Annotated in this window: 20 protein-coding genes; 7 read left to right on the top strand and 13 right to left on the bottom strand. The window is 63.2% G+C overall.

The features are described 5' to 3' along the window. Positions 1-28 precede the first annotated feature (28 nt). Positions 29-562 carry an ATP--cob(I)alamin adenosyltransferase gene (locus ACW5XD_RS08815; RefSeq protein WP_456494569.1) on the bottom strand — a complete coding sequence of 178 codons (534 nt, stop codon included), beginning with the start codon at positions 560-562 and terminating at the stop codon, positions 29-31. Between the two features lie 90 nt (positions 563-652). Beyond that, positions 653-1,798, bottom strand: coding sequence for a DUF5610 domain-containing protein (locus ACW5XD_RS08810; protein WP_456494568.1), 1,146 nt, complete (start codon positions 1,796-1,798; stop codon positions 653-655). A gap of 173 nt (positions 1,799-1,971) precedes the next feature. Here ACW5XD_RS08810 and trmA point away from each other — a divergent pair, with 173 nt between their 5' ends. The 4 genes from trmA to ACW5XD_RS08790 all read left to right on the top strand — a co-directional run bounded on the left by trmA (position 1,972) and on the right by ACW5XD_RS08790 (position 5,640). Beyond that, entirely contained in the window at positions 1,972-3,078 is a 1,107-nt protein-coding gene (gene trmA / locus ACW5XD_RS08805) for a tRNA (uridine(54)-C5)-methyltransferase TrmA (protein WP_456494567.1), read from the top strand. 249 nt (positions 3,079-3,327) lie between these two features. Then, positions 3,328-4,038: a two-component system response regulator RstA gene (rstA, locus tag ACW5XD_RS08800; RefSeq protein WP_456494566.1), complete on the top strand. Its 711-nt coding sequence runs from the start codon at positions 3,328-3,330 to the stop codon at positions 4,036-4,038. Positions 4,039-4,077: 39 nt separating this feature from the next. After that, entirely contained in the window at positions 4,078-5,403 is a 1,326-nt protein-coding gene (gene rstB / locus ACW5XD_RS08795; RefSeq protein ID WP_456494565.1) for a two-component system sensor histidine kinase RstB, read from the top strand. A 54-nt stretch (positions 5,404-5,457) separates the two neighbouring features. Beyond that, positions 5,458-5,640 (top strand): hypothetical protein, encoded by a 183-nt coding sequence (locus ACW5XD_RS08790; protein WP_456494564.1) that lies wholly within the window; start codon positions 5,458-5,460, stop codon positions 5,638-5,640. Between the two features lie 76 nt (positions 5,641-5,716). Here ACW5XD_RS08790 and ACW5XD_RS08785 read toward each other — a convergent pair whose 3' ends face one another. The 3 genes from ACW5XD_RS08785 to rpmE form a co-directional block, all read right to left on the bottom strand. Then, on the bottom strand, positions 5,717-6,961 hold the full coding sequence (locus ACW5XD_RS08785) for a malic enzyme-like NAD(P)-binding protein (protein WP_456494563.1): 1,245 nt from the start codon (positions 6,959-6,961) through the stop codon (positions 5,717-5,719). Positions 6,962-7,142: 181 nt separating this feature from the next. Further along, positions 7,143-8,576, bottom strand: a complete 1,434-nt coding sequence (locus ACW5XD_RS08780) for a DUF2867 domain-containing protein (protein ID WP_456494562.1) — start codon at positions 8,574-8,576, stop codon at positions 7,143-7,145. A 116-nt stretch (positions 8,577-8,692) separates the two neighbouring features. Next, on the bottom strand, positions 8,693-8,908 hold the full coding sequence (gene rpmE / locus ACW5XD_RS08775) for a 50S ribosomal protein L31 (RefSeq protein ID WP_033129027.1): 216 nt from the start codon (positions 8,906-8,908) through the stop codon (positions 8,693-8,695). 146 nt (positions 8,909-9,054) lie between these two features. Between rpmE and priA the strand changes: the two genes are divergently transcribed. Then, a complete protein-coding gene (priA, locus tag ACW5XD_RS08770) occupies positions 9,055-11,262 on the top strand; it encodes a primosomal protein N' (RefSeq protein ID WP_456494561.1) in 2,208 nt (735 codons plus the stop codon). 70 nt (positions 11,263-11,332) lie between these two features. On the opposite strand, the gene ACW5XD_RS08765 is transcribed toward priA, so the two are convergent. Together ACW5XD_RS08765 and ACW5XD_RS08760 are read right to left on the bottom strand one after the other, a co-directional pair. After that, positions 11,333-12,430, bottom strand: coding sequence for a hypothetical protein (locus ACW5XD_RS08765; protein ID WP_456494560.1), 1,098 nt, complete (start codon positions 12,428-12,430; stop codon positions 11,333-11,335). A 52-nt stretch (positions 12,431-12,482) separates the two neighbouring features. Next, entirely contained in the window at positions 12,483-13,037 is a 555-nt protein-coding gene (locus ACW5XD_RS08760) for a TetR/AcrR family transcriptional regulator (RefSeq protein WP_456494559.1), read from the bottom strand. A 78-nt stretch (positions 13,038-13,115) separates the two neighbouring features. Between ACW5XD_RS08760 and ACW5XD_RS08755 the strand changes: the two genes are divergently transcribed. Then, positions 13,116-13,568, top strand: coding sequence for an HPP family protein (locus tag ACW5XD_RS08755; RefSeq protein WP_456494558.1), 453 nt, complete (start codon positions 13,116-13,118; stop codon positions 13,566-13,568). Between the two features lie 48 nt (positions 13,569-13,616). On the opposite strand, the gene ompA is transcribed toward ACW5XD_RS08755, so the two are convergent. The 6 genes from ompA to ilvG all read right to left on the bottom strand — a co-directional run bounded on the left by ompA (position 13,617) and on the right by ilvG (position 21,372). Continuing rightward, entirely contained in the window at positions 13,617-14,723 is a 1,107-nt protein-coding gene (gene ompA / locus ACW5XD_RS08750; RefSeq protein WP_456494557.1) for a porin OmpA, read from the bottom strand. 277 nt (positions 14,724-15,000) lie between these two features. Next, a complete protein-coding gene (gene ilvA, locus ACW5XD_RS08745; protein WP_456494556.1) occupies positions 15,001-16,521 on the bottom strand; it encodes a threonine ammonia-lyase, biosynthetic in 1,521 nt (506 codons plus the stop codon). A 3-nt stretch (positions 16,522-16,524) separates the two neighbouring features. After that, positions 16,525-18,366, bottom strand: coding sequence for a dihydroxy-acid dehydratase (ilvD, locus tag ACW5XD_RS08740; protein ID WP_456494555.1), 1,842 nt, complete (start codon positions 18,364-18,366; stop codon positions 16,525-16,527). A 142-nt stretch (positions 18,367-18,508) separates the two neighbouring features. Next, the gene (locus ACW5XD_RS08735) at positions 18,509-19,453 is read right to left on the bottom strand and encodes a branched-chain amino acid transaminase (protein ID WP_456494554.1); all 945 of its coding nucleotides are present in this window, start codon (positions 19,451-19,453) and stop codon (positions 18,509-18,511) included. Between the two features lie 12 nt (positions 19,454-19,465). Beyond that, positions 19,466-19,729: an acetolactate synthase 2 small subunit gene (gene ilvM, locus ACW5XD_RS08730; RefSeq protein ID WP_456494553.1), complete on the bottom strand. Its 264-nt coding sequence runs from the start codon at positions 19,727-19,729 to the stop codon at positions 19,466-19,468. Continuing rightward, positions 19,726-21,372: an acetolactate synthase 2 catalytic subunit gene (gene ilvG / locus ACW5XD_RS08725; protein ID WP_456494552.1), complete on the bottom strand. Its 1,647-nt coding sequence runs from the start codon at positions 21,370-21,372 to the stop codon at positions 19,726-19,728. The genes ilvM and ilvG overlap by 4 nt, the downstream gene beginning before the upstream one ends. A gap of 384 nt (positions 21,373-21,756) precedes the next feature. Here ilvG and ACW5XD_RS08720 point away from each other — a divergent pair, with 384 nt between their 5' ends. Then, positions 21,757-23,271, top strand: a complete 1,515-nt coding sequence (locus ACW5XD_RS08720; RefSeq protein WP_456494551.1) for a YifB family Mg chelatase-like AAA ATPase — start codon at positions 21,757-21,759, stop codon at positions 23,269-23,271. Positions 23,272-23,319: the final 48 nt, after the last annotated feature.

The following is a 23,319-nucleotide window of genomic DNA, read 5'->3' as shown; positions in this document are numbered from 1 at the left end:
AAAAATAAAAGCCTTTTCAGCCACTTGGTCAGTAATTGATGCTGACGTAGGGTACCTCTTCCACCTGCCACAGCTGCTTGAGGTAGACGGTCAGCACGAAGAAGACGTTGGCCAGCAGGTTGGCAAAGCGATAGAGGATGGGGTCGAAGCGCACCCCGCTCTCTTCGAGCCGCACCAGCAGCCGCACCACCTTCTTGCTGCCGCAGCGGCACAGGTGCAGGGTCGGGATCGGCTGGGGGCCACGGGGCAACACGAAACCGGTGACCCGGCCGCGGCTCGCCTCGTTGTAGTGATCGTAACGTCCCTTCAACCACGCCAGATCCTCCTCGAAGATACCGAGCTTGCCGCGCACCGAACCGTTGAGGTTGTAGATGAGCCGCTGCAGGGCCCCCAGATCGGCTACCATCTCCCAAGTTTCCTCTGCCAGTGGCAACTGGGAGAGTACGGCCCCCACCTGACAGCAGAGCTCGTCGGTGGCGATCTCGTAATCACACTGGAACTGGGTTTCGAAGATGAAGGGGTAGCAGAGCTCGCGCTTGTCTCTGGGCTTCTTGGGGTTCATAAGGTAACCGGATTGGGAAAAGAGCCAGTTTGCCAGCCCCCGGGGGAGCTGGCAAACGGCAGCTTACGGCTGGCGCCGGGCGATGGCGACTCAGACGCTCTTGCTGGCCGGCTCGGTCGCAGGCTGGAACTGGCCGATCATTCGCAGCGCCTCCAGCATCCGCTGGTTGAAGCTGGTAAAGCTGCTGACCTGAGCCGGTTCGCTCTGGCCGCGGGCCGCCAGCACCGCTGGCGTCAATGCCTGCTGTTGGGATGCAGGCAGCAGGGCATCTGCCTGTTGCTGCACCTGATCCAGCTTGGGCAGATAGTCTGCCAGTGGCTTGAGCATATCCTGCAACGAGTGGGCTCCCTGGTAGGTCTGGCTCAGCTTGGCGCTCTGCTTGAGCTTGAGGGAATAGGAGGCGAGCTGGCTGTCATCCAGTTGCAGATCACCCGCCTTTTTCAACAGGTCGTCGAAATTGCCGGAGAAGAAGTTCCCTGCCAGATCGTCGATCCCCTTGACCAGTTTACCGATGGAGTCCATCTCCTCGCTGTTCAAGTTGCCCTCCAGCGAGAAGCTGAAGTTCTGGCTCGACTTGAGACTGAACTGGCTGCCGCTGTCGTCTTTCTGGGACTTGGTCTGCCAGCTGTCATTGAAGCGCAGCACCACCTTGTCGCCATCCTTGGTCTGGATCTCCAGCGACCCCTGCTGGCGACTGGCCATCTCGGCCTGCCCCATGTCGGTGGAAGAGACCTTGCCGAAGAACTCCTTCTCGAACTGATCGAGCCCCTTCTGGATCAGCTTGTAACTCTGATCGATACCGGTCTTGATATCCTCATTGTCGGTCGCCCAGTCCCCCAGCTGCTTTTTGGCATCACCGAAGCCCTTGTCCACCCCCTTGCGGGCTTGCTCCATCATGCCGGTCAGATCATCGTCAGATTTGCCGTCCGCACGAGCGGCTCCCAGCCGTCCGGTAACGAACTGCAACACGTTGTCCGCCACCGACTGGAAGTCGAACAGAGTCTCCGGGGTCACCTCTTCCGGCTGATCCTGCGCCTTGGGTGCCTGATAACCCTGACCATTGATCTCCAACGCAAACTGCAACGCCTGTTGTACCAGCACCTGGGCCCACTTGGGGGGCTTGTGCAGGGAAACCTCATCTGCGCTGCTGGTCTGCTTCTCTTGTGCCTGTTGGGGTGCTTTGGGGGAAGCGCCCACTCCCTTGGATTGGGCTGCGCCCACACCGTCGATTTGCATAATGTGTCCTCCCACCATGCCTGTAGATCAGCTATCGGCCTGACTGCACACTTCTTGACCACAAAATGCTGGACAATCTGCAACGGCCTTTTAAAATCCTCCCCCTTTGGGTGGCCCTTTGCCTTCCCCCCCGATTTCGACCCGGCCCTGCCGGCGTGCATGTGAGGTAAATCATGACCCAATCCCAGCGGACTCCCGCCGACTATCAGGCCCAGCTCGACGAGAAACGCGAGCGACTCACCCAGCTGTTTACCGGGTTCAATCCGCCCTCACTGGAGGTGCATGCCTCCCCCGCCGAGCATTACCGGATGCGCGCCGAGTTCCGTATCTGGCACGAGGGGGATGACCTCTTCCACTGCATGTATGCCCAGGCCACCAAGGAGATCATCCGGGTCGATCAGTTTCCCACCGCCAGCCGCCTTATCAATCAGCTGATGCCGGTGCTGCTGGAAGGGCTGCGCCCGCACCCCGTGCTGCGCCGCAAGCTGTTCCAGATAGACTACCTCTCCACCCAGTCCGGCCAGCTCTGCGTCAGCCTGCTCTACCATCGCAAGCTCGAAAACGAATGGCAGCAGGCCGCCGAGGCACTGCAAACCGATCTGCGAGCCAAGGGCTTCGATCTTCAGTTGATTGGCCGGGCCCATAAACAGAAGATCTGCCTGGGGGAAGAGTTCGTCATCGAGCGACTGACAGTGCAGGGGCGCGAGCTGGTCTACAAACAGGTGGAGAACAGCTTCACCCAGCCCAATGCCGCCATCAATGAGCAGATGCTGGGCTGGGCACTGGACGTGACCAGGGGCTGCGAGGGGGACCTGCTGGAGCTCTACTGCGGCAACGGCAACTTCTCCATCGCTCTGGCACAGAACTTTCGCAAGGTGCTGGCCACCGAGATCGCCAAGCCGAGCGTGGACTCCGCCCAGTTCAACATCGCCGCCAACAACGTCGACAACCTGATCATACTGCGCATGTCGGCCGAAGAGTTCACCATGGCAATGCGCGGCGAGCGGGAGTTCAACCGCCTCAAGGGGGTCGACCTGCAGAGTTACCAGTGCAACACCATCTTCGTCGACCCGCCCCGCGCCGGCCTCGACGATGCCACCGTCAAACTGGTGCAGGAGTACGACAACATCCTCTACATCTCCTGCAATCCCGAAACCCTGCAGGCCAACATGGCGGTGCTCGGCGAAACCCACGAGATCGCCCGCTTCGCCCTGTTTGACCAGTTCCCCTGGACCCATCACATGGAAGCCGGGGTCTATCTCAAGCGCAAGGCGAGCTGATGTCACAGGGGAGACCGCTTCGCCCTGTCCGAGCCACTTCCCCCTGGACCCATCACATGGAAGCCGGGGTCTATCTCCAGCGCAAGGCGGGTTGATGCTACAGGGGACGCCGTTCCTCTCTTCTCGACAAGCAAGATGAGAACAGGGCCCGCGGGCCCTGTTTGATTATTTATCCCAGTGCATGCGGCGGCCGGAGCCGCTATGCTGGCGGCACGCGCATCCGCGCCACAGTCTGGGTGTCATGCCACCATGCAACGCATTCTTTTTGTTGAAGATGATCCCGAGATAGGCCAGCTCATCAGCAGCTGGCTGGCCCGCCACGACATGGAAGTGCTGCTGGAACCCAGAGGCGACCTGGCGCTGGCCAGGGCCCTGACCGAGCAGCCCGATCTGGTGCTGCTCGACATCATGCTTCCGGGGCAGGATGGCCTCTCCCTGTGCCGGGATCTGCGTCCGCGCTTCAAAGGCCCCATCGTCATGCTCACGTCCCTCGACAGCGACATGAACCAGATCCTGAGCCTGGAGCTGGGCGCCAACGACTACATCCTCAAGACCACGCCGCCCCCCGTGCTGCTGGCCCGGCTGCGGGTCCAGTTTCGCCAGCAAGGGCAGCAGACACCGCAACCCGTGGTCGCCAGCACACCGCCCCAGCGCCTGCAGTTCGGCCGTCTGCAAATCGACGGCCCGGGCCGGGATGTGCGCCTCGATGGCGAGAGCATCCCGCTCTCCACCGCCGATTTCGACCTGCTGTGGGAGCTGGCCTGCCACGCCGGCCAGATCCTGGGGCGGGAGGCGCTGTTTCGCAGCCTGCGTGGTCGCGACTACGATGGCCAGGACCGCAGCATGGACGTGGCCGTCTCACGTCTGCGTCGCAAGTTGGGGGATGACAGCAACAACCCGACTCGCATCAAGACGGTACGCCAGAAGGGCTACCTGCTGGTGCCCCACGCCTGGGAATAAAACGGGTCATCGACTCGCCAACTACGGGAGAAAACGTCCATGCGTCGCCTCTTCATTCAGTTCTACCTGCTGCTGATCGGCTGCTTCACCCTGGCCATACTGCTGGTCGGCATCGTCTATCAGGTCAGCGCCGAGCGGGCAGGCGATCGCTATCTGGAGCGGATGATGCAAGGCTCCCTCGGTCTGCTCACCGGTGAACTGGCGCGACTGCCGCCGGAACACTGGTCCGCGCGCATGGCGGAACAGAGCCACCAACTCACCCTGCCGCTGCAGATCGGGGCCCTCGCCAACCAGCCGCTGGCCAACGAGGATCAGGCCTTTCTCGAGGCGGGCAACATCGTCATCGTCGAGGAGGATGACACCTTCCTGCAACGCATCCCTGACACGGATCAGGTGCTGATTGTCGGCCCTGTCCCCTATCTCTCTTACCTGCATGAACTGCACTGGGTCGATGTGGGGCTGCTGCTGGTTATCGGTCTCTCCCTCGGTCTACCCATACTGCTCTGGTTGCGCCCGCACTGGCGTGGCCTGCAGCAACTCGAGCAGGCCGCCCGCCGGGTCGGTGATGGCGATCTCTCCTGCCGCACCAACCTGCCCGCCGGCAGCAGCCTGGGCCGGGTCGGTCGTACCTTTGATCAAATGGCTGAGCAGTTACAGGCCATGCTGGCCAGCCGCAAACAGCTGACCGATGCCATCGCCCATGAGCTGCGCACCCCGCTGGTCAGGCTTCGCTACCGGCTCGCCATGCTGGATCCACAGCCATCCACAGAGGAGCAACAGGGGCTTGATCGCGATCTCGGGGCGCTGGATGCCCTCATCGAGGAGATGCTCACCTATGCCAGGCTCGATCGCCCCGAGCTGCCGCTGCAGTGCAGCGAGCTGGAGCTCGGCAGCTGGGCCGGCAGCCGCCTCACTGACTGGCAGGCGCTGCGGGCAGACAAGCGACTCGACTTCGTGCGTCCGGCCATGGCCCTGCCCTGGTACGGCGACACTCGCCTGCTTGATCGGGCACTGGAAAACCTCATCGGCAACGCCCTGCGCCATGCCGTCAGCCGGGTGACCCTTGCCATGAGCCAGCAGCAGGATCACTATCTGCTGGAGGTGGCCGACGACGGCCCCGGTATAGATCAGGCGCTGGCCCCCCAGATCTTCGAGCCTTTCGTGCGGCTGGATCAGAGCCGGGATCGCCGCACCGGCGGGGCCGGCCTCGGCCTCGCCATCGTGCGCAGCATAGCCCGCCACCACGGCGGCGAGGTTCTGCTGCTGCCCAGCGTGACCGGAGCCCGCTTCTGCCTGAAGCTGCCTGTACATTTGGATACAAACCGTCACCAGCCACTCACTGAAGCGTCGCTCGAACAGCCCTAGGATGAAGTCATGGAGAAACGCTCCATGTCATCAACCCGAATGAGGAACTGGAATATGAACAAGCTGATCCCCCTGAGCCTGGCCGCTGTCTTCGCCCTGACCTCCGGCTTCACCATGGCAGCCACCCCCACCAAGGCCGCAGCTCCCCAGGCGACCCAGACCAAGGTAGTGAAAAAGCATCACAAGACGACTCATGCCAAGGCGCCGGCCGTCAAGGTCGCTCCCAAGACCAAATAACGACGTATCAAGCTTCCCGTAATGAAAAGGGGCCCCCAGGGGCCCCTTCTGTCGTGGTCGGCATGGTGTCGCCGGTTTATTCCTGCATGTAATCTGCCGGTAGCGCGACGCGTGCCACGCCGGAAGCTACCGCCGCCAGCGCCACGGCGCGGGCAACCCGTGGCAGCAGGCGAGCATCCATCGGCTTGGGAATGACGTAGTCCTTGCCGAAGCTGAGCGCGCTCACCCCGGCGGCGGTCAGCACCTCGGCAGGCACCGGCTCCTTCACCAGACCGCGGATCGCCTCCACCGCGGCTATCTTCATGGCATCGTTGATGCGGCTGGCACGGGCGTCCAGCGCACCGCGGAAGATGAAGGGGAAACAGAGCACGTTGTTGATCTGGTTAGGATAATCGGAACGGCCCGTGCCCATGATGAGATCATCGCGCACCGCGTGAGCCAGGGACGGCTTGATCTCGGGATCCGGGTTGGAGCAGGCGAAGATCACCGGGCGCGGCGCCATCAGAGCGACCGCCTCGGCGGGCAGCACGTCCGGACCGGAAACACCGACAAACACATCCGCCCCTTCAATCACATCCATCAGGGTACGCAGCGGCGTGTCGTTGGCGAAGCGCTGCTTGTACTGGTTGAGATCGGTGCGGCCTGTGTGGATCACCCCCTGGCGGTCCAGCATGAAGATGTTGTGTGGCGCGGCGCCGCACTTGATCAGCAAGTCCATGCAGGCGGTGGCGGCAGCCCCGGCCCCCATGCAGACGATGCGACTCTGTTCGATGCGCTTGCCCTGCACTTCCAGCGCATTGAGCAGACCGGCGGCGGTGACGATGGCGGTACCGTGCTGGTCATCGTGGAACACCGGAATGTCGCAACGGGCGATCAGCGCCTCTTCGATCTCGAAGCACTCCGGTGCCTTGATGTCTTCCAGGTTGATGCCACCGAAGGTATCGGCGATGGCGGCCACCGTGTCGATGAACTGCTGGCTGGTCTCGTGCTTCACCTCGATGTCGATGGCATCTATGCCGGCGAAGCGCTTGAACAGCAGGGCCTTGCCCTCCATCACCGGCTTGGACGCCAGCGGGCCCAGATTGCCCAGTCCCAGGATGGCGGTACCGTTGGAGATGACGGCCACCAGGTTGCCCTTGCCGGTGTAGCGGTAGGCATCATCGGGATTGGCGGCGATCTCGCGCACCGGCTCGGCTACACCCGGGCTGTAGGCCAGCGCCAGATCGTGGGCGGTTTCGGCGGGCTTGGTGAGGGCGATGGCAATTTTGCCCGGTACGGGCTGGGCGTGGTAATCGAGTGCTTCTTGACGCAGATCGGACATGGGGGACCCCGATACGGAAGTGAATGGAGTGGTGCATTGGCTCGCCAGCGGGCGAGGGCTGGGGATCATAAAGAAAACCAGCGGGCTTTCCCAGAGGAAAGTATCGCCTAGCCGCCACTGACAAGCCAGTAATCAGCATGTCATGCCAACCACCAATACCTATTTAGTTATAGATATGGTTTCACCCCATCACAGGGATGCCCGCTTTCGCCTCCGCCTGTCTGGCGATGGCCTCCGTCATCCCCTGGAAGATGAAGAGGTGGAACGGCAGCATGGCGAGCCAGTAGGCCAGTCCCCAGGCGCCCTGGGGATGCCAGTGGGCCGTTACCTTGATGCGGGTCAGACCGGACTCCTCCGGCAGTATGTTGAACGCCAGCCGCCCCACTCCCGGGGCCTTCATGTTGAACAGCAGATCCAGCCTGCGCCCCTCGTCGACCCCGAGGATCTGCCAGGAGTCCAGCATGTCCCCCTTCACGAAGCGATCCGGGTTGGTGCGGCCTCGGGTACGGGCCGGGCCGCCGATCAGGTGATCCATCCATTCGCGCACCACCCACAGCTCGTTCATGTAGAAGTAGCGCTGCTCGCCCCCCAGCTGCTGCAACACCTGCCACACCACCTCGGGCGAAGCGAGACAGATGGCCTCCCCGCTGGCGGTGCGGTCATAGAAGCCGTACTCGGGATGGCGCCAGCGCAGCCCCAGCGGCGTCTCCTGCCCCTGCTGCTCGGCCCCCAGCTTCTGCTCCAGCGCCAGGCTCTCCCCGAGCGCCTCGTCAAAGCTGAGCAGGGTTTGCGGCAGCAGGGCCCGCAGCGGGCCGTCATCGGCCGGGATGTCATGCTTGAGGCCGCCCACCAGCGCCTTGGCCACGGGTTGCGGCACAGACGTGACGAATTGCAGCCACCAGGCGGAGAGACGGGGACTCAGAAACGGGATGGGGATGATGGGACAACGCTTGCCGATATGGGCGGCGAACTTCTGCAACTGCTGCTGATAGCTGAGCAGCTCGGGGCCGACGGCGTTGAGCACCCGGCCATCCACCCCCTCGACCTCCACCAGCCCGCCGAGGTAATGCAGCAGGTTGGAGAGCGCTATGGGCGGCGTGCGGGAACGCACCCACTTGGGCGTGACCATCATGGGCAGGTTGAACACCAGATCCCGCATCACCTCGAAGGCGGCCGAGCCCGGCCCAATGATGATGCCGGCGCGCAGCTCCACCGTCGGCACGCCCGAGTCACGAAACAGCTCGCCACAATGGCGGCGGGAGTTGAGGTGACGGCTATTGCAACGCTCGGGCTGGATAGCCCCCAGATAGATGATGCGGCGCACCCCGGCGGCGCGGGCGGCGGCAGCGAAGTTCTTCACCCCCTGCTGCTCCAGCCGGTGAAAATCGGCGCCGGCCCCCATGGCGTGCACCAGATAGAAGACGGTGTCTATACCCGCCAGCGCGGGCAGCAGGGTAATGGGCTTGAGGCTGTCGGCGAGGCGAAACTCCACGCCCGGCGGCAGACGACAGGGGCGGCGGGCCCCGGCGATCACCCGATAACCCAGCCCTTGCAGGTGGGGCACCAGATAAGACCCTATATACCCCGCCGCTCCCATCACCAGACATGTGCGCATCTGTTCTTCTCCCATGATTGAGCCAACACCATAGGGCAAACCGCTTCAATACAGAACGCCACGCAATAAAAAAGGCGCCCGATAGGCGCCTTTTTCAGAATTCTTCAGAAGTAGAATTACTTCTTGGCAGTCAGACCACCGAAACGCTTGTTGAACTTGTCTACGCGGCCGCCGCTAGAAACTTCTTTCTGCTTGCCGGTATAGAACGGGTGGCATGCAGAGCACACGTCCAGGTTCAGATCTTTACCCAGGGTAGAGAAGGTATTGATGACGTTACCGCAAGAGCATTTGCAGGTGATGGCGACGTACTCGGGATGGATATTAGCTTTCATGGACAACCTCGATAATAGGCCGTGTCGCCATCCGATCTCTTGTCGGACACCACACGATTGTTGAACACAGTTTCAAAGGCTGCGAATAATATAGGAAATGCCTGAGATCAGGCAAGTGGCTTCGCAGAAAAAATAGGCAATCCCTGGTGAATTCTTCCCAAACTCTGGATCTGGTTCGTGTGGCTGTGCCGGTGCCGTTACGCCGTCACTTCGACTATCTCTCTCCCTTGCCCCTGCCTGAGCCCGGCTGTCGGGTCGAGATCCCTTTCGGTCCCCAGACCCTGGTCGGGCTGGTGGTGGAGCATCCGACCGACAGCCAGGTGCCGCGCAACAAGCTCAAGCCCATCAAGCGAGTGCTCGACAGCTCCCCCGTGCTGGGGCCGGACATACTGGCGCTGATGGCCTGGAGCGCCAGCTACTACCAGCATCCACTGGGAGAGGTGCTGCCCCACGCCCTGCCGGTGCTGGTGCGCAAGGGGGAGCCCGCCGCCTACCGGGAGCTGGAGTTCTGGTTTGCCACCGAGGCCGGCATGGCCGTCGATCTCAACGAGCTCAAGCGGGCCGCCAAGCAGCAACAGGCCCTCGCCCTGCTTCGCAATGGGCCGCAGACGCCGTCAGCCCTTAAGCAGGAGGAGATCCAGAGTGCGGCACTCACGGCGCTGGAGAAGAAAGGGCTGCTGGAGAAACGATCGCTGGAACCGAGCCACGACGGCGACTGGGCAAGGCATTTTGACGCAGGAGAGGGGCTGCGCCTCAACGGCGAGCAGGCGCTGGCGGTATCCGCCGTCACCAGTCAGAGCAACCAGTTCGGCGCCTTCCTGCTGGACGGCATCACGGGGTCAGGCAAGACAGAGGTGTACCTGAGCATACTCGAGCCCCTGCTCAAGGCGGGCAAGCAGGCGCTGGTGATGGTGCCCGAAATCGGCCTCACTCCCCAGACCATCAACCGCTTCCGTCGCCGCTTCAAGGTGCCTGTGGTGGCGATGAACTCGGCCATGAACGATCGGGAACGGCTGGATGCCTGGCTCGCCTGCCGCGATGGCGGCGCCGCCATCCTGATCGGCACCCGCTCTGCGGTGTTCACCCCGTTCAAGAACCTCGGCATCATCATCATCGACGAGGAGCATGACGGCTCCTTCAAGCAGCAAGACGGTTTTCGCTACCACGCCCGGGATCTGGCGGTGATGCGGGCCCATCGCGCCGGCATTCCCATCCTGCTCGGCTCGGCCACCCCCTCGCTGGAGACGCTGCACAACGCCAGAACCGGCAAGTATCACTACCTCAGCCTGACGCGGCGCGCCGGCAACGCCCAGACCGCCCGCCAGGTGATCCTGGACATCAAGAGCGTGCGGCTGCAGGCCGGGCTCTCTCCCCAGCTGGAGCAGCTGATGGCGGAGCACCTGGTAGCCGGCAACCAGGTGATGCTGTTTCTCAACCGCCGTGGCTATGCCCCCTCGCTGATCTGCCACCAGTGTGGCTGGAGCGCCGCCTGCGAGCGCTGCGACGCCTGGTACACCTGGCATCAGGCAGGGCGTCGCCTGCACTGCCACCACTGTGACAGCGTGCGCCCCCTGCCCCACAGCTGCCCCGAGTGCGGCAGCAAGGAACTGATCGGCTCGGGGGTCGGTACCGAGCAGCTGGAACAGCTGCTCACCACGGTTTTCCCCCAATACCCGGTGGTGCGCATCGACAGAGACAACACCCGCCGCAAGGGGGAACTGGAGACCCATCTCGGCGACATCAAGGCGGGCAAGTACAAGATCCTGATCGGCACCCAGATGCTGGCCAAGGGCCACCACTTTCCGGATGTGACGCTGGTGAGCCTGCTGGATGTGGATGGCGCCCTGTTCAGCGCCGATTTTCGCGCCGCCGAGAAACTGGCTCAGCTCTACACCCAGGTGGCCGGGCGCGCCGGGCGCGCCAGCAAGCCCGGGCTGGTGGTGTTGCAGAGCCACCACCCGGAACATGCCCTGCTGCAGGATCTGACCCAGAACGGCTATGGCCACTTCGCCGACACGGCGCTGAAGGAGCGCCGCCTGCTGGGGCTGCCGCCGTTCAGCTATCAGGGGCTGTTCCGGGCCGAAGCCAACGGCCGTGACGAGGTGCAGCTGTTTCTCACCCGCCTCGCCGATACCCTGCGCAGCGCCCATTACCCCCACGTGCAGGTGCTGGGGCCCATCAGCGGCTTCATGGAACGCAAGGCGGGCAAATTCCGCATGCAGTTGCTGGTGCAGGGGCCGAACCGGGCCCCGCTGGCACAACTGCTGGATTGGGCGGTCAAGGAGCTGGACGGCTGGCCCGAGACCAAGAAGGTGCGCTGGAGTCTGGACATAGACCCCACTGAGCTGAACTGAGCCAGTTGGTATATTGCTCAGGTGCTGGCGGCGACTCGCGATCCCGCGATTCGCCAGCCAGGACCCGGGATCAGACCCTCAGGTCTATCTGTTGTACCCAGCCGCCCTTGCCCTGCTCGGTGAGGTAGAGACCGGACTGGCGCAAGACCCCCTGATTGCCGCCCTCGCCCAGGTGATTGAAGGGGGTATCCAGAGGGTGCAGCAGGATGGCGCCAATCCCCAGCTCCACCAACGCTATGGGGGCATTGTCCGGGCGCCAGAACTGCAGGGCCGAGAAGGATTTGTCGCCTTCATCCAGCACGCCGTTGCCATCCTCATCCAGTGCCGCCAGCTCGCCGAAGCCGTTGCCCGAGCGGGCCCCGAACAGTTCGCCGCCATCGTCTATGGTGCCGTTGCCGTTGCGATCCAGCGCCACGAAACCGCTGCCCTCGCTCAGACCCGGCAGGCTGTCGTCCTTGCCATCCTGATCAATGTCGAAGTTGACCCGCGCCTCGGTCAGATCAGCGATCTTGCCATCCAGGCTGAGTACCAGCGGATCCTTGAGGGCATTGAGGGTAGTGCGGCGCTGGCTGATATCGAGCTGACGCCAGTCGAGCACAAAGCCCAGATCGAGTTGCAGGCTCTGGCCATCTTTGGTCTCTACGCTGGCTGCCGCCACTACGTTGAGCTGCTCCCGCTGCAGCAGGGTATCGGTTACCTCCACCGCCTGATCCGGCTCGGGGGCAGCCTGAGTTGCCTCCCCTGGCGGAGTCGGCCCCCCCTCCGCGGTCTGTTCGGCGGGTTTGATGGGCGTCGGCAGCTCTATCTCGTGGCCGAGCATGGCCTCTATCATCAGCTTGATGAGCCGCAGCCGATTATCCAGCCCGTCGTCGGGACTGACCTCTTCCTCTTCCGGCTTGACCAGAGCAGGCACGCTCTCGGCACTGGCGCCGCCTGGCTGGCTCACGCCCCCCTGCGTGATGCTCGCGCTGACGGTGCGCATCAGCTCGGCCCCCACCCGATCCGTCGTGGGCGTGGCCTCATTCCCGGCGGGGCTCCCGGGCACGGCAGGGGCGATTGGCCCGAGGTTGCGTACCTTGCGAGCCTGCAGCTGTTGATACTGGTGCTGTACCTCTCCCTGGAGATCGTAGTGATCGATGCGCATATGTTGATCCTCGGCGCCATACATCTGGTCAGTTATCGACCGGATGTCGCGTCAGGCTTAACACCGATTGGCTATATCAGAGCGTGGCTGCCTCGCCATCGGCACATAACAAGGCCAGGGCCAGTGATCTGGCCTGTTCCAGCGCCAACGGCTGCTGATAGCTGTGGGCCATTACCACAGCTCCCTCCAGCAACAGACAGAGCCCTGTGGCGTGCAAGAGGCTGCACCCGAGCTGCGCCCTGACCCAGTTCAACAGCGCCTGCTTGTGTGCCACCACCAACTTGCGAACCGGATGACGCGGGTCGGCAAACTCGGCGCTGGCATTGATGAAGTTGCAGCCATAGAAGTCGCTGCGGCCAAACCACTCCCCGAATCCATCGAACAGAGCGTGCAACCGACCCTCTCTGCCCTCCCGACCCGCGAGCCGTGTCTCGAGCAGAGCAAAAAACTCCCGCTCACGGGACAGCAGCACCTCTTCGATCAGCGCATCCTTGGTGGGAAAGTGACGGTAGAGGGTGCGCTTGGTGCTCCCTGCCTCCGCCCAGATGCGATCTATGCCGGTCGCGTGAAAGCCATGACGATTGAACAGCCGATAGGCGGTTTCCATCAGCTGCTGCCGTTTTTCACTCACGTCATTTTCCCCTTGAAGTACACCGATCTGTCTACCTAATGTGCCTAATCACGTCAGACAAACCAAGAGGGAAACGTGATGACAAAATGGTATGGCCCGTTATGGGCAGGCGTGGGCGCGGCACTGGCGATCGGGGTGCTGGGCTGGCTGAACATCAGCTGGCACACGGCCCTGATCATGGCCCCCTTCGGGGCAAGCTGCGTGCTGCTGTTTTCACTGCCGGCCAGCCCGCTGGCCCACCCGTACAATGTACTCGGGGGCCACCTGCTGACGGCCACGGTCGGCTTGCTGGTACAGTCGATCCCCTTGCCGCTGGAGTTGCAGCTGGCACTGGGCGTGGGGCTGGCTATCGCGCTGATGCAGGGCCTGAACCTCATACACCCGCCCGCCGGCGCCAACCCCCTGCTGGTGTTGATGACAGGACAGACGTGGCCCTTCCTGTGGCACACCGTGCTGCCCGGTGCCTTGCTGCTGATCCTGCTGGGCCACGGCTTTCAGCGGGTGCGGCTGTGGCGGCCCAAGGCCATATAAACAACAAGGGAGGCCATGCCTCCCTTGTTGTGATTTACGCCTATACCCTTACTTGGCGGCCTGGGAGACACCTTCCAGCCGCACTTCCACCCGGCGATCCGGGGCCAGACAGGCGATCAGCGCAGGTTTGGACCCGCTGGTGCAGTTGTTGCCGGTCACGGGGATAGACTTGCCACGCCCCTCGACCCGCACCTTGTCGGCAAACAGTCCCTTGGCGATCAGGTAGTCGGCCACGCTGCGGGCACGCTGCTCCGACAGGGACTGGTTGTAGGCATCGGAACCTATGCGGTCGGTATGTCCGATCACGGTCGCCACACCATCCTTGGGATTGGCGGCCACTATCTGGCTGAACAGGGTATCAAGCGCCTGACTGGCGGCCGGTTTCAGGGTGGCCTTGTTGAACTCGAACAGCACGTCCGAGCTCAGGCTGAACGTCTTGGGTACCACCACCACAGCTGGGGCTGGAGCCGGAGCGGGCGCCGGTGCAGGTGCCACCACTTCGCCGCCCTGCTGGCCGAAGCGATAAAGCATGCCGACGGAGAGCAAGCCGTTGTCCATCTCTATGCCTGAGCGATCGAGGGAAGTATCCCCCAGCGGAGTTGTGTACTGGTATTCGATACGGGCAGCCCAGTCACGGTCGATGGCGTATTCTGCCCCCAGCGCCCCGACAAACGCGGCCCCATGCTTGTTGCCCGTGTCCTTGATGAAATCGGTTGCGGTCTGGGCCGACAGCTCGCTGTTGGTCCAGGCATAGCCACCGCCGATCCGGCCATAGAGATCCAGCGCATCGTTGACCGGGAACCCTATCTTCATGGTGGCCTGGATCATCTGGCTCCTGGCTTCCCCTTCCACCCTGACTCCGCTCAGCTCGCCGGACGAGGTGTACTTGCCGAACCAGTCATAGCCGAATTCGAAGCCCAGATTGGGGTTGAGCTGATAACCGGCGAACGCCCCCAGTCCGAGTGCATCCTTGCTGGTACTGGTGTTTTGCAGCGCGCCCAGGGTATCCGAGACAACCTGCTTCTGATCCACGTCGAAGAAATTGGACCAGCCGGCCTTGCCGCCGGCATACCAGGTGTTGTCCTGAGCGGCAGCCTGTACGGCCCCGCTGGCAAGCAGGCCGCTGACCAGCACGGCAAGTATCGATTTGTTCATGGTGAAAGCCTCTGCAATGAGTCGTTATTGGCGCGCTATGCGCTTATCTTCCCTGATGGGGCGAACCCGGCCCCGTTCATCAGGTTATCCCATCTCTCGCCGGCCTCAAATGACTTGGGAATCAAGAGTGTGAAGCTGACGACATTCCCGACTGGAAAAACGGCGCAGATGCAGGATCGCCGTGGGAGCGCGGGCAGCGACCAGGCCCTGCCGGTTCCGCCACAACCGAAAAAAAAGAGGGAGGCTTGCGGCCTCCCTGCTTGCGTTCTGCGGGTCATCAGCTGGCCAGAAACAGCCGGTAGGCCGGGTCGTCGCTCACCTCTTTCCAGCCGTAGCCAATCTCGCGCAGGTAGTCGTGGAAGGCGGCCACGTCCTCGTCCGGCAGCTCGAAGGCGCACAGCACCCGGCCATAGTCGGCGCCGTGGTTGCGGTAGTGGAACAGGCTGATGTTCCAGCGACAGCCCAGCGTCTCCAGGAAGCGCATCAGGGCGCCCGGTTGCTCCGGAAACTTGAAGCTGTAGAGACGTTCACCGAGGGGCCGGGCCGGGCGGCCGCCAATCATGTAGCGCACGTGGTTCTTGGCCAGCTCGCTCTCGGTCATATTGACCACCGGGTAGCCATTGCCGCCGAGCTGCTCGATGATCTGGCCCAGCTCCTCGTCGCCACCGGTGAGGCGCACCGAGACAAATAGCGAAGCCTGGGCCGCATCCGAGTAGCGGTAGTTGAACTCGGTCACCATGCGCGGGCCGAGCTGACGGCAGAAGTCGAGAAAGGCCCCCTTGCGCTCGGGTATGGTCACCGCCAGCATGCCCTCGCGCTTCTCGCCTATCTCGCAGCGCTCCGACACATAGCGCAGGCTGTGGAAGTTGACGTTGGCGCCGGAGAGGATGGCTGCCATCCGCCCCCCCTTGACCTGCTCGCGCTCGCTGTAGGCCTTGAGCCCCGCCAGCGACAGGGCGCCTGAGGGTTCGGCGATGGCGCGGCAGTCATCGAAGATGTCTTTCAGCGCGGCGCAGATCTGGTCGTTGGAGACGGTCACCACCTCGTCCAGATACTGGTTGCACAGACGAAATGTCTCTGTGCCGATGCGCTTGACCGCCACCCCGTCGGCAAACAGCGAGACCCGATCCAGATTGACCGGCTCGCCGGCCTCCATGGCCGCCTTGAGACAGGCGGAGCCTTCCGCCTCCACCCCGATCACCTTCACATCCGGCAGCAGCTGCTTGATGTAGACGGCCACACCGGCGGCCAGGCCGCCGCCCCCCACCGGCACGAAGACGTGGGTGAGGTGGGTGTCCTGTTCCAGCAGCTCCTTGCCGATGGTGCCCTGCCCCGCGATCACTTCGACGTCGTCAAACGGCGGTATCAGGGTGTAGCCCTCCAGTTCGGAGAGGCGGCGGCTCTCGGCATAGGCCTCATCGAAGCTGTTGCCAAACAGCAGCACGTTGCCGCCCTGGCGGCGAACCGCGTCGATCTTGATGTCCGGCGTGGTCCTGGGCATCACTATGATGGCCTCGATGCCGAGCTTTGCCGCCGACAGGGCGACCCCCTGGGCATGGTTGCCGGCAGAGGCGGCAATGACGCCGCGATCCTTTTGCTCCTGGGTCAGGGTGGCGATCTTGTGATAGGCACCGCGCAGCTTGAAGGAGTGCACGGGTTGCAAGTCTTCACGTTTGAGGGAGACCTGGTTGCCGAGCCGTTCGGAGAGTTTCTTCAGGGTTTGCAGGGGGGTGACCCGCGCCGCCTCATAGACGGGGGAGAGCAACACCTTACGTAGATAATCTGCCGCAGAGACCATGTCTTATTCCTCCAGCTTGCTGCGATCTCGTACCGCGCCCTTGTCGGCACTGGTGGCGAGCATGGCGTAGGCGCGCAGGGCAAAGGAGACCTGACGCTGACGATCGAGCGGCTTCCAGCCACGGGCTTCCACGGCCACACGGCGGGCGGCCAGCACGCTGTCGGCCACCTCCAGCACCATGCTGCGGGCCGGGATATTGATGTTGATGATGTCGCCATCTTCCACCAACCCGATAGTGCCGCCGGAGGCCGCCTCCGGCGAGACGTGGCCGATGGAGAGACCCGAGGTGCCGCCGGAGAAACGGCCATCGGTGATCAGGGCGCACTGCTTGCCCAATCCCATGGACTTGAGATAGGTGGTGGGATAGAGCATCTCCTGCATGCCCGGACCGCCTTTTGGCCCTTCGTAGCGGATCACCACCACTTCACCGGCCTTGACGGTGCCGTCCAGGATGCCGGCGACGGCGGTGTCCTGGCTCTCGAATACCCGGGCCGGGCCACGGAAGCAGAGGTTCTCGTCATCCACACCGGCCGTTTTGACGATGGCGCCATCAAGGGCCAGATTGCCGGAGAGCACGGCCAGGCCGCCCTCCAGGCTGTAGGCATTGTCCAGCGAGCGGATGCAGCCCTCGGCTCTGTCCACATCCAGCTCGGGCCAGCGACAATCCTGGCTGAACGCCTTGGTGGTGCGGATCCCGGCCGGACCGGCGCGGTAGAAGTCCACCACCCCCTGGCTCGGCTGGCGGCTGACGTCGTATTCGTTGAGCAGTTCGGCTAGGGAGCCGCCCAGTACTGTGCGGGTATCCCCGTGCACCAGACCCGCCTTCTCCAGCTGGCCCAGGATGGCGACCACGCCACCGGCGCGGTGCACGTCTTCCATGTGGTACTTCTGGGTAGAGGGCGCCACCTTGCAGAGCTGGGGCACCTTGCGGGACATGCGGTCGATATCGGCCATGGTGAAGTCGACACCCGCCTCCTGAGCCGCCGCCAGCAGGTGCAACACGGTATTGGTGGAGCCACCCATGGCGATGTCCAGCGCCATGGCGTTCTCGAATGCCGCCTTGGTGGCGATGTTGCGCGGCAGGGCGGTCTCGTCATCCTGCTCATACCAGCGCTTGGCCAGGGTGACGATGCGCTGGCCCGCCAGCTTGAACAACTGCTCGCGATCGACGTGGGTCGCCAGCATGGAGCCGTTGCCAGGCTGGGAGAGGCCCAGCGCCTCGGTCAGGCAGTTCATGGAGTTGGCAGTGAACATGCCGGAGCAGGAGCCGCAGGTGGGGCAGGCACTGCGCTCAATCTGATCGCTCTGGGCGTCGGAGACCTTGGGATCGGCCCCCTGGATCATGGCATCCACCAGATCCAGCTTGATGATCTGATCGGAGAGCTTGGTCTTGCCCGCTTCCATGGGGCCGCCGGAGACGAAGATCACGGGTATGTTGATGCGCAGGGCGGCCATCAGCATCCCCGGGGTGATCTTGTCGCAGTTGGAGATGCAGACCATGGCATCGGCGCAGTGGGCGTTGACCATGTACTCCACCGAGTCGGCGATCAGCTCCCGGGACGGCAGCGAATAAAGCATGCCGCCGTGGCCCATGGCGATGCCGTCATCCACGGCGATTGTGTTGAACTCCTTGGCAACCCCGCCGGCGGCCTCGATCTCGCGGGCCACCAGCTGGCCCAGGTCCTTGAGGTGAACGTGGCCAGGTACGAACTGGGTGAAGGAGTTGACCACGGCTATGATGGGCTTGCCAAAATCCTGATCTGTCATGCCGGTGGCACGCCAGAGGGCGCGGGCCCCGGCCATGTTACGTCCGTGGGTGGTGGTGGCGGATCTCAACTTCGGCATTGTCTCTACTCCCTGAATGCCCATGGGGCGCATGATTTCTTGAATGTGTGACTCGCGGATCGGGAATCGATCCTGGTCATGGCACGATGCTGATGCCCTGACCGGAAGCGACTCGGGGAGGCGTCACGCCTCCCCTCTCTCATCAGTCGTTGACCGGCGTCAGCCAGCCCCACTTGTCCTCGGTCTGGCCGTTGAACAGGCCGAAGAAGGCGTTCTGCAACTGCTCGGTCACGGGACCACGACAGCCGGCGCCCACCTTCATCCGATCCACCGAACGCACAGGTGTCACCTCGGCGGCTGTGCCTGTCATGAAGATCTCGTCTGCGACGTAGAGCGCCTCACGGGGCAGCGCCTGCTCGCGCACCTCGTAGCCCAGATCCCGGGCCAGCGTCATTATGGTGTCGCGGGTGATGCCGGGCAGGATGGCGGCGGTGGCGGGCGGGGTGAACAGCACGCCGTTTTTCACCAGGAACAGGTTCTCCCCCGCCCCCTCGCTCAGGTAGCCGTTAACATCCAGCGCCAGCCCTTCGGCGTAGCCGTTGCGCTTGGCTTCCCGGCTGATGAGTTGGGAGGAGAGGTAGTTGCCACCGGCTTTGGCACCAGTCGGAATCGTGTTGGGGGCCAGCCGATTCCAGGAGGTGACGCACACATCCACCCCGTTTTTCAGCCCCTCTTCCCCGAGATAGGCGCCCCACGGCAGAGCAGCGACCATGAGATCGGCCTTGGCATCCATCGGCGGATGCAGCCCCAGCCCCACATTGCCGACAAAGGCCAGCGGGCGCAGATAGCCGCTCTTCAGGCCGTTCTCGCGCACCACGGTGCGGCAGGCTTCATTCACTTCGGCCTCGCTGTAAGGCACCTCCATCCAGTAGATCTTGGCGGAGTCGAACAAGCGGCGGGAGTGCTCCTGCAACCGGAAGATGCAAGTGCCCTTGGGGGTGTCGTAGGCGCGCACGCCCTCAAACACAGAGGAGCCGTAGTGCAGGGCGTGGCTCATGACGTGCACTTGGGCATCTTGCCAGGGCACCAGAGTCCCGTTGAACCAGATGTACTTGGGCTGAGTGGGGGATTGGGAAGGCTGTGACATTGCAGTTGCTCCTTAAGCTCTGATCCGGGGTTGCTGTTCCAGTGCATCGACCCGGGAGACGTCCACCAGCTTGACCAGCTGGCTCCACAACTGCTGGATGGGACGCTCCGACTCGACAGTAACCGTGATCCGCAGCTGTTGGCAATCCTGCTCCATGTTCAGAGCGCAGAGAGCGAAGCCGCGGTGGCGCACCACCCTCAGTACCCGCTCCATCACTTCGGGCCTGGGCTGGGCGTGAATATGCAGGGTGTGTTGTGCAAGGGTGTGCGGGTTCATGGGCGTTGCTCCATCATCTTGTGGTTGGCGACTCCCGGCGGGACCAGGGGCCAGACGTTTTCTTCCTCTGAAATGGCCACATGCAGCAGATAGGCGCTCTCGCTTGCCAGCAGGCGTTCCAGCGCCGGCGCTATCTGCTCCTTGCATGTGATGGTCTCACCGGGGATACCGAAGGCGGCAGCCAGGGCGACAAAATCCGGGTTGTCGGAGAGGATGGTCTCGCTGTAGCGGCCGTCGAAGAACAGCTCCTGCCACTGGCGCACCATGCCGAGACGCTGGTTGTCAATCAGCACCATCTTCACCTTGAGCTGGGCGCGGCGGATGGTGCCGAGCTCCTGCACATTCATCATGAAGGAGCCGTCACCGCTCACCAGCACCACCTCGTCATCGGGGCGCGACATCTTGGCACCGATGGCGGCGGGCAGGCCGAACCCCATGGTGCCGAGGCCGGCGCTGGAGAGGTGGTTGCGCGGGCTGGTGAAGCGCATGTGCTGCGCCACCCACATCTGGTGCTGACCGACATCGCAGGCCACCACGCTGGTGTCCGGCAGACGGGCCGAAAGCTGCTTGAGCAGGGCCGGGGCATAGATGGGCTGGCCGGGGTGGTCGTAGCGAAACGCATAGTCGCGGGCCATGTTCGCGCAGTGCTCACGCCAGGGATCGATGGCCAGCGCCATGGCCAGGGCGGGCAACACCCGCTTGAGATCCGTGGTGATGCCCACCTCGGCGGCGCGGCGCTTGCCGAATTCGGCGGCGTCCACATCGAGATGGATCACCTTGGCATCGGGGGCGAACTCCTCCAGCTTGCCGGTCACCCTGTCGTCGAAACGGGCACCGACCACCAGCAGCAGATCGCTCTGCTGCACCGCGTAGTTGGCGGCCTTGGTACCGTGCATGCCGAGCATGCCCAGATAGACGGGGCTGTCAGGGTCCAGCGCCCCTATCCCCTTGAGGGTGGTGACTGCCGGCATGCCAGTGACGGAGGCAAACTCGCGCAGCTCGACTTCCGCATTGGCCATGCCCACCCCGCCACCGACGTAGAGCACGGGGCGCTCTGCGGCGGCCAGCAGGGTACGGGCAGCCGCCAACTCTGATGGGTTGAGCGCCTCCGGCTCTTCCACCGCAAACAGCGGGCTCTGGGTCGGCACGGCAGCCAGTTGCACATCCTTGGGAAAGTCGATGAGCACCGGACCCGGACGCCCTTCGGTGGCGATGGCAAATGCTTCCGCCAGCACCCTGCCCAGATCGGCGGCATCCGTCACCATGAAGGAGTGCTTGGTGCAGGAGAGGGACATGCCGAGCACGTCGACCTCCTGAAACGCATCCGTACCTATGGCGGAACAGGGCACCTGACCACTGATGGCCACCAGCGGCACGGAATCGAGCAATGCCTCGGCCAGGCCGGTCACCAGATTGGTGGCGCCCGGACCCGAGGTGGCGATGCAGACCCCCACCTGACCGGAGGCTCGGGCATAACCGACCGCAGCCATCGCGGCCCCCTGCTCGTGGCGACAGAGCTGATGGGCAAGACCCCCGTCATACAGGGCATCGTAGACCGGCATGATGGCTCCGCCCGGGTAACCAAACACCTGGGTCACACCCTGTTTCTTGAGAGCCTGTACCAAAAACTGCGCGCCATTCATGTGGAAAATCCTGTCCTTTGGTCGAAAAAAAACCCCCGGGCCGTGAGGCTCGGGGGTCGCTTGTTTCGTTCTGTCCGGTGGTGGGTCTATCCCTTGTTCCGTGCAGCTAAACGAGCCCCGAGCGGTGAGATAATAATCACCACTAGGACCACAATAATGCTGACGAAACGGGAGGCCATGTTCATAGTTACAACCGGAAATCCTGTGAAATTGGGGCGGTTTGCACCGCGAATGGCTATTAGAACTAGCATGGTGAATTTTATTGGGCAAGCCTTTTTTACCTGACAAGACTCTGATTTTGACTAAGCCGCGCTGCGATAGCTGGCATAAAAAACTAATAAAAAACGGTTAACCAGCACATACATCAAACCAAGGATGGGATTTATGTCATTAGCTGTGGTTTATAGCCGTGCCAGCCTGGGGATCGCTGCACCGCAAGTCACGGTGGAAGTTCACCTCTCCAACGGTCTGCCCGCCTTCAACATGGTGGGATTGCCGGAAACCTCGGTGAAGGAGTCGCGGGATCGGGTGCGCAGCGCTCTGCTCAACGGCAACTTCGAGTTCCCGAGCAAACACATCACGGTCAATCTGGCCCCCGCCGACCTGCCCAAGGAGGGCGGCCGTTTCGATCTGGCCATCGCCATCGGCATTCTCGCCGCTTCCAAGCAGATACCGGCAAAATACCTGCTCGATCACGAATTTTTAGGAGAGTTGGCCCTGACCGGCGAGATCCGCCCCGTGCTCGGGGTGCTGCCCGCAGTGCTCGCCTGCCGCGATGCGGGACGCACCCTGCTGGTACCGAGAGAAAATGGCCCCGAAGCCTCCCTCATTCAGGATGCCGAGGTGCGTACCGCCCACCAGCTGCTGGCCGTCACCGCCTGGCTGGCAGGCCAATATGAGCTGCCGCTGCCGGATCCCCAGACCACGGACTCCCTGCCCGATGTGCCGGATCTGCAGGATGTGATCGGCCAGTCACAGGCCAAGCGGGCATTGGAGATCGCTGCTGCCGGCAGCCACAACCTGCTGTTCATAGGCCCGCCCGGTACCGGCAAGAGCATGCTGGCCAGCCGGTTGCCCGGCATCTTGCCACCCCTGAGTGAGCAGGAGGCGCAGCAGACCGCCGCCATCCACTCCATCGGCGGGCTGACCCCGCGCGCCGGTCACTGGCACCACAGACCCTATCGCACACCCCACCACAGCGCCTCCGCCGTCGCCCTGGTGGGGGGCGGCAGCCACCCGCGGCCCGGTGAAATTTCGTTGGCCCACAACGGGGTGCTGTTTCTGGATGAACTGCCCGAGTTCGAGCGCAAGGTGCTCGACTCCCTGCGCGAGCCGCTGGAGACCGGCCACATCACCATCAGCCGCGCCGCCCGTCAGGTGGATTTCCCCGCCCGCTTCCAGCTGGTGGGCGCCATGAATCCCAGCCCCTGCGGCCACTATGGCGACGGCCAGACCCGCTCCAGCCCGGATCAGATACTGCGCTACCTCGGCAAACTCTCGGGCCCCTTCCTCGACAGATTTGATCTGACGGTGGAGGTGCCGCTGCTGCCCAAAGGGAGCCTCACCGGCAAGGCGGAGCGGGGGGAGTCAAGCCAGCAGATCCGCGATCGGGTGCTGGCGGCGCGAGAGCGGATGCTGAGCCGCAATGGCAAACTCAACAATCTGCTGGATAGTCGTGAGATAGATGACATTTGCCGATTATCACCGCAAGATGCCGAGTTTTTGGAGAATGCAATCCAGAAGCTGGGACTCAGCATCCGGGCCTGGCACCGCATCCTGCGGGTGTCACGCACCATAGCCGATCTGGCGGGGCGACCCACCATCGAGAAGGAGCACCTGATCGAGGCGCTCGGCTACAGGGCCATGGACCGGCTGCTGTCGCGGCTACGCAGCGGCTGATTGGCAGCATGCAGAAAACATGAGTCCCGGGCTGCCGATGGCCCTGTG

It is taken from the genome of Aeromonas enterica (genome assembly GCF_054052465.1).
This window is presented reverse-complemented; position numbering and strand designations above follow the sequence as displayed.

What these genes read in the sequence shown, in the direction of transcription:
- ompA (WP_456494557.1), bottom strand. Translation starts at nt 14,723, where the DNA reads ATGAACAAATCGATACTTGCCGTGCTGGTCAGCGGCCTGCTTGCCAGC.
- ACW5XD_RS08790 (WP_456494564.1), top strand. Translation starts at nt 5,458, where the DNA reads ATGAACAAGCTGATCCCCCTGAGCCTGGCCGCTGTCTTCGCCCTGACC.
- ilvM (WP_456494553.1), bottom strand. Translation starts at nt 19,729, where the DNA reads ATGAACCCGCACACCCTTGCACAACACACCCTGCATATTCACGCCCAG.
- ACW5XD_RS08720 (WP_456494551.1), top strand. Translation starts at nt 21,757, where the DNA reads ATGTCATTAGCTGTGGTTTATAGCCGTGCCAGCCTGGGGATCGCTGCA.
- trmA (WP_456494567.1), top strand. Translation starts at nt 1,972, where the DNA reads ATGACCCAATCCCAGCGGACTCCCGCCGACTATCAGGCCCAGCTCGAC.
- ilvA (WP_456494556.1), bottom strand. Translation starts at nt 16,521, where the DNA reads ATGGTCTCTGCGGCAGATTATCTACGTAAGGTGTTGCTCTCCCCCGTC.
- rpmE (WP_033129027.1), bottom strand. Translation starts at nt 8,908, where the DNA reads ATGAAAGCTAATATCCATCCCGAGTACGTCGCCATCACCTGCAAATGC.
- ACW5XD_RS08755 (WP_456494558.1), top strand. Translation starts at nt 13,116, where the DNA reads ATGACAAAATGGTATGGCCCGTTATGGGCAGGCGTGGGCGCGGCACTG.
- ACW5XD_RS08810 (WP_456494568.1), bottom strand. Translation starts at nt 1,798, where the DNA reads ATGCAAATCGACGGTGTGGGCGCAGCCCAATCCAAGGGAGTGGGCGCT.
- ilvG (WP_456494552.1), bottom strand. Translation starts at nt 21,372, where the DNA reads ATGAATGGCGCGCAGTTTTTGGTACAGGCTCTCAAGAAACAGGGTGTG.
- ACW5XD_RS08815 (WP_456494569.1), bottom strand. Translation starts at nt 562, where the DNA reads ATGAACCCCAAGAAGCCCAGAGACAAGCGCGAGCTCTGCTACCCCTTC.
- ACW5XD_RS08735 (WP_456494554.1), bottom strand. Translation starts at nt 19,453, where the DNA reads ATGTCACAGCCTTCCCAATCCCCCACTCAGCCCAAGTACATCTGGTTC.
- ACW5XD_RS08780 (WP_456494562.1), bottom strand. Translation starts at nt 8,576, where the DNA reads ATGCGCACATGTCTGGTGATGGGAGCGGCGGGGTATATAGGGTCTTAT.
- rstB (WP_456494565.1), top strand. Translation starts at nt 4,078, where the DNA reads ATGCGTCGCCTCTTCATTCAGTTCTACCTGCTGCTGATCGGCTGCTTC.
- rstA (WP_456494566.1), top strand. Translation starts at nt 3,328, where the DNA reads ATGCAACGCATTCTTTTTGTTGAAGATGATCCCGAGATAGGCCAGCTC.
- ACW5XD_RS08765 (WP_456494560.1), bottom strand. Translation starts at nt 12,430, where the DNA reads ATGTATGGCGCCGAGGATCAACATATGCGCATCGATCACTACGATCTC.
- ACW5XD_RS08785 (WP_456494563.1), bottom strand. Translation starts at nt 6,961, where the DNA reads ATGTCCGATCTGCGTCAAGAAGCACTCGATTACCACGCCCAGCCCGTA.
- ilvD (WP_456494555.1), bottom strand. Translation starts at nt 18,366, where the DNA reads ATGCCGAAGTTGAGATCCGCCACCACCACCCACGGACGTAACATGGCC.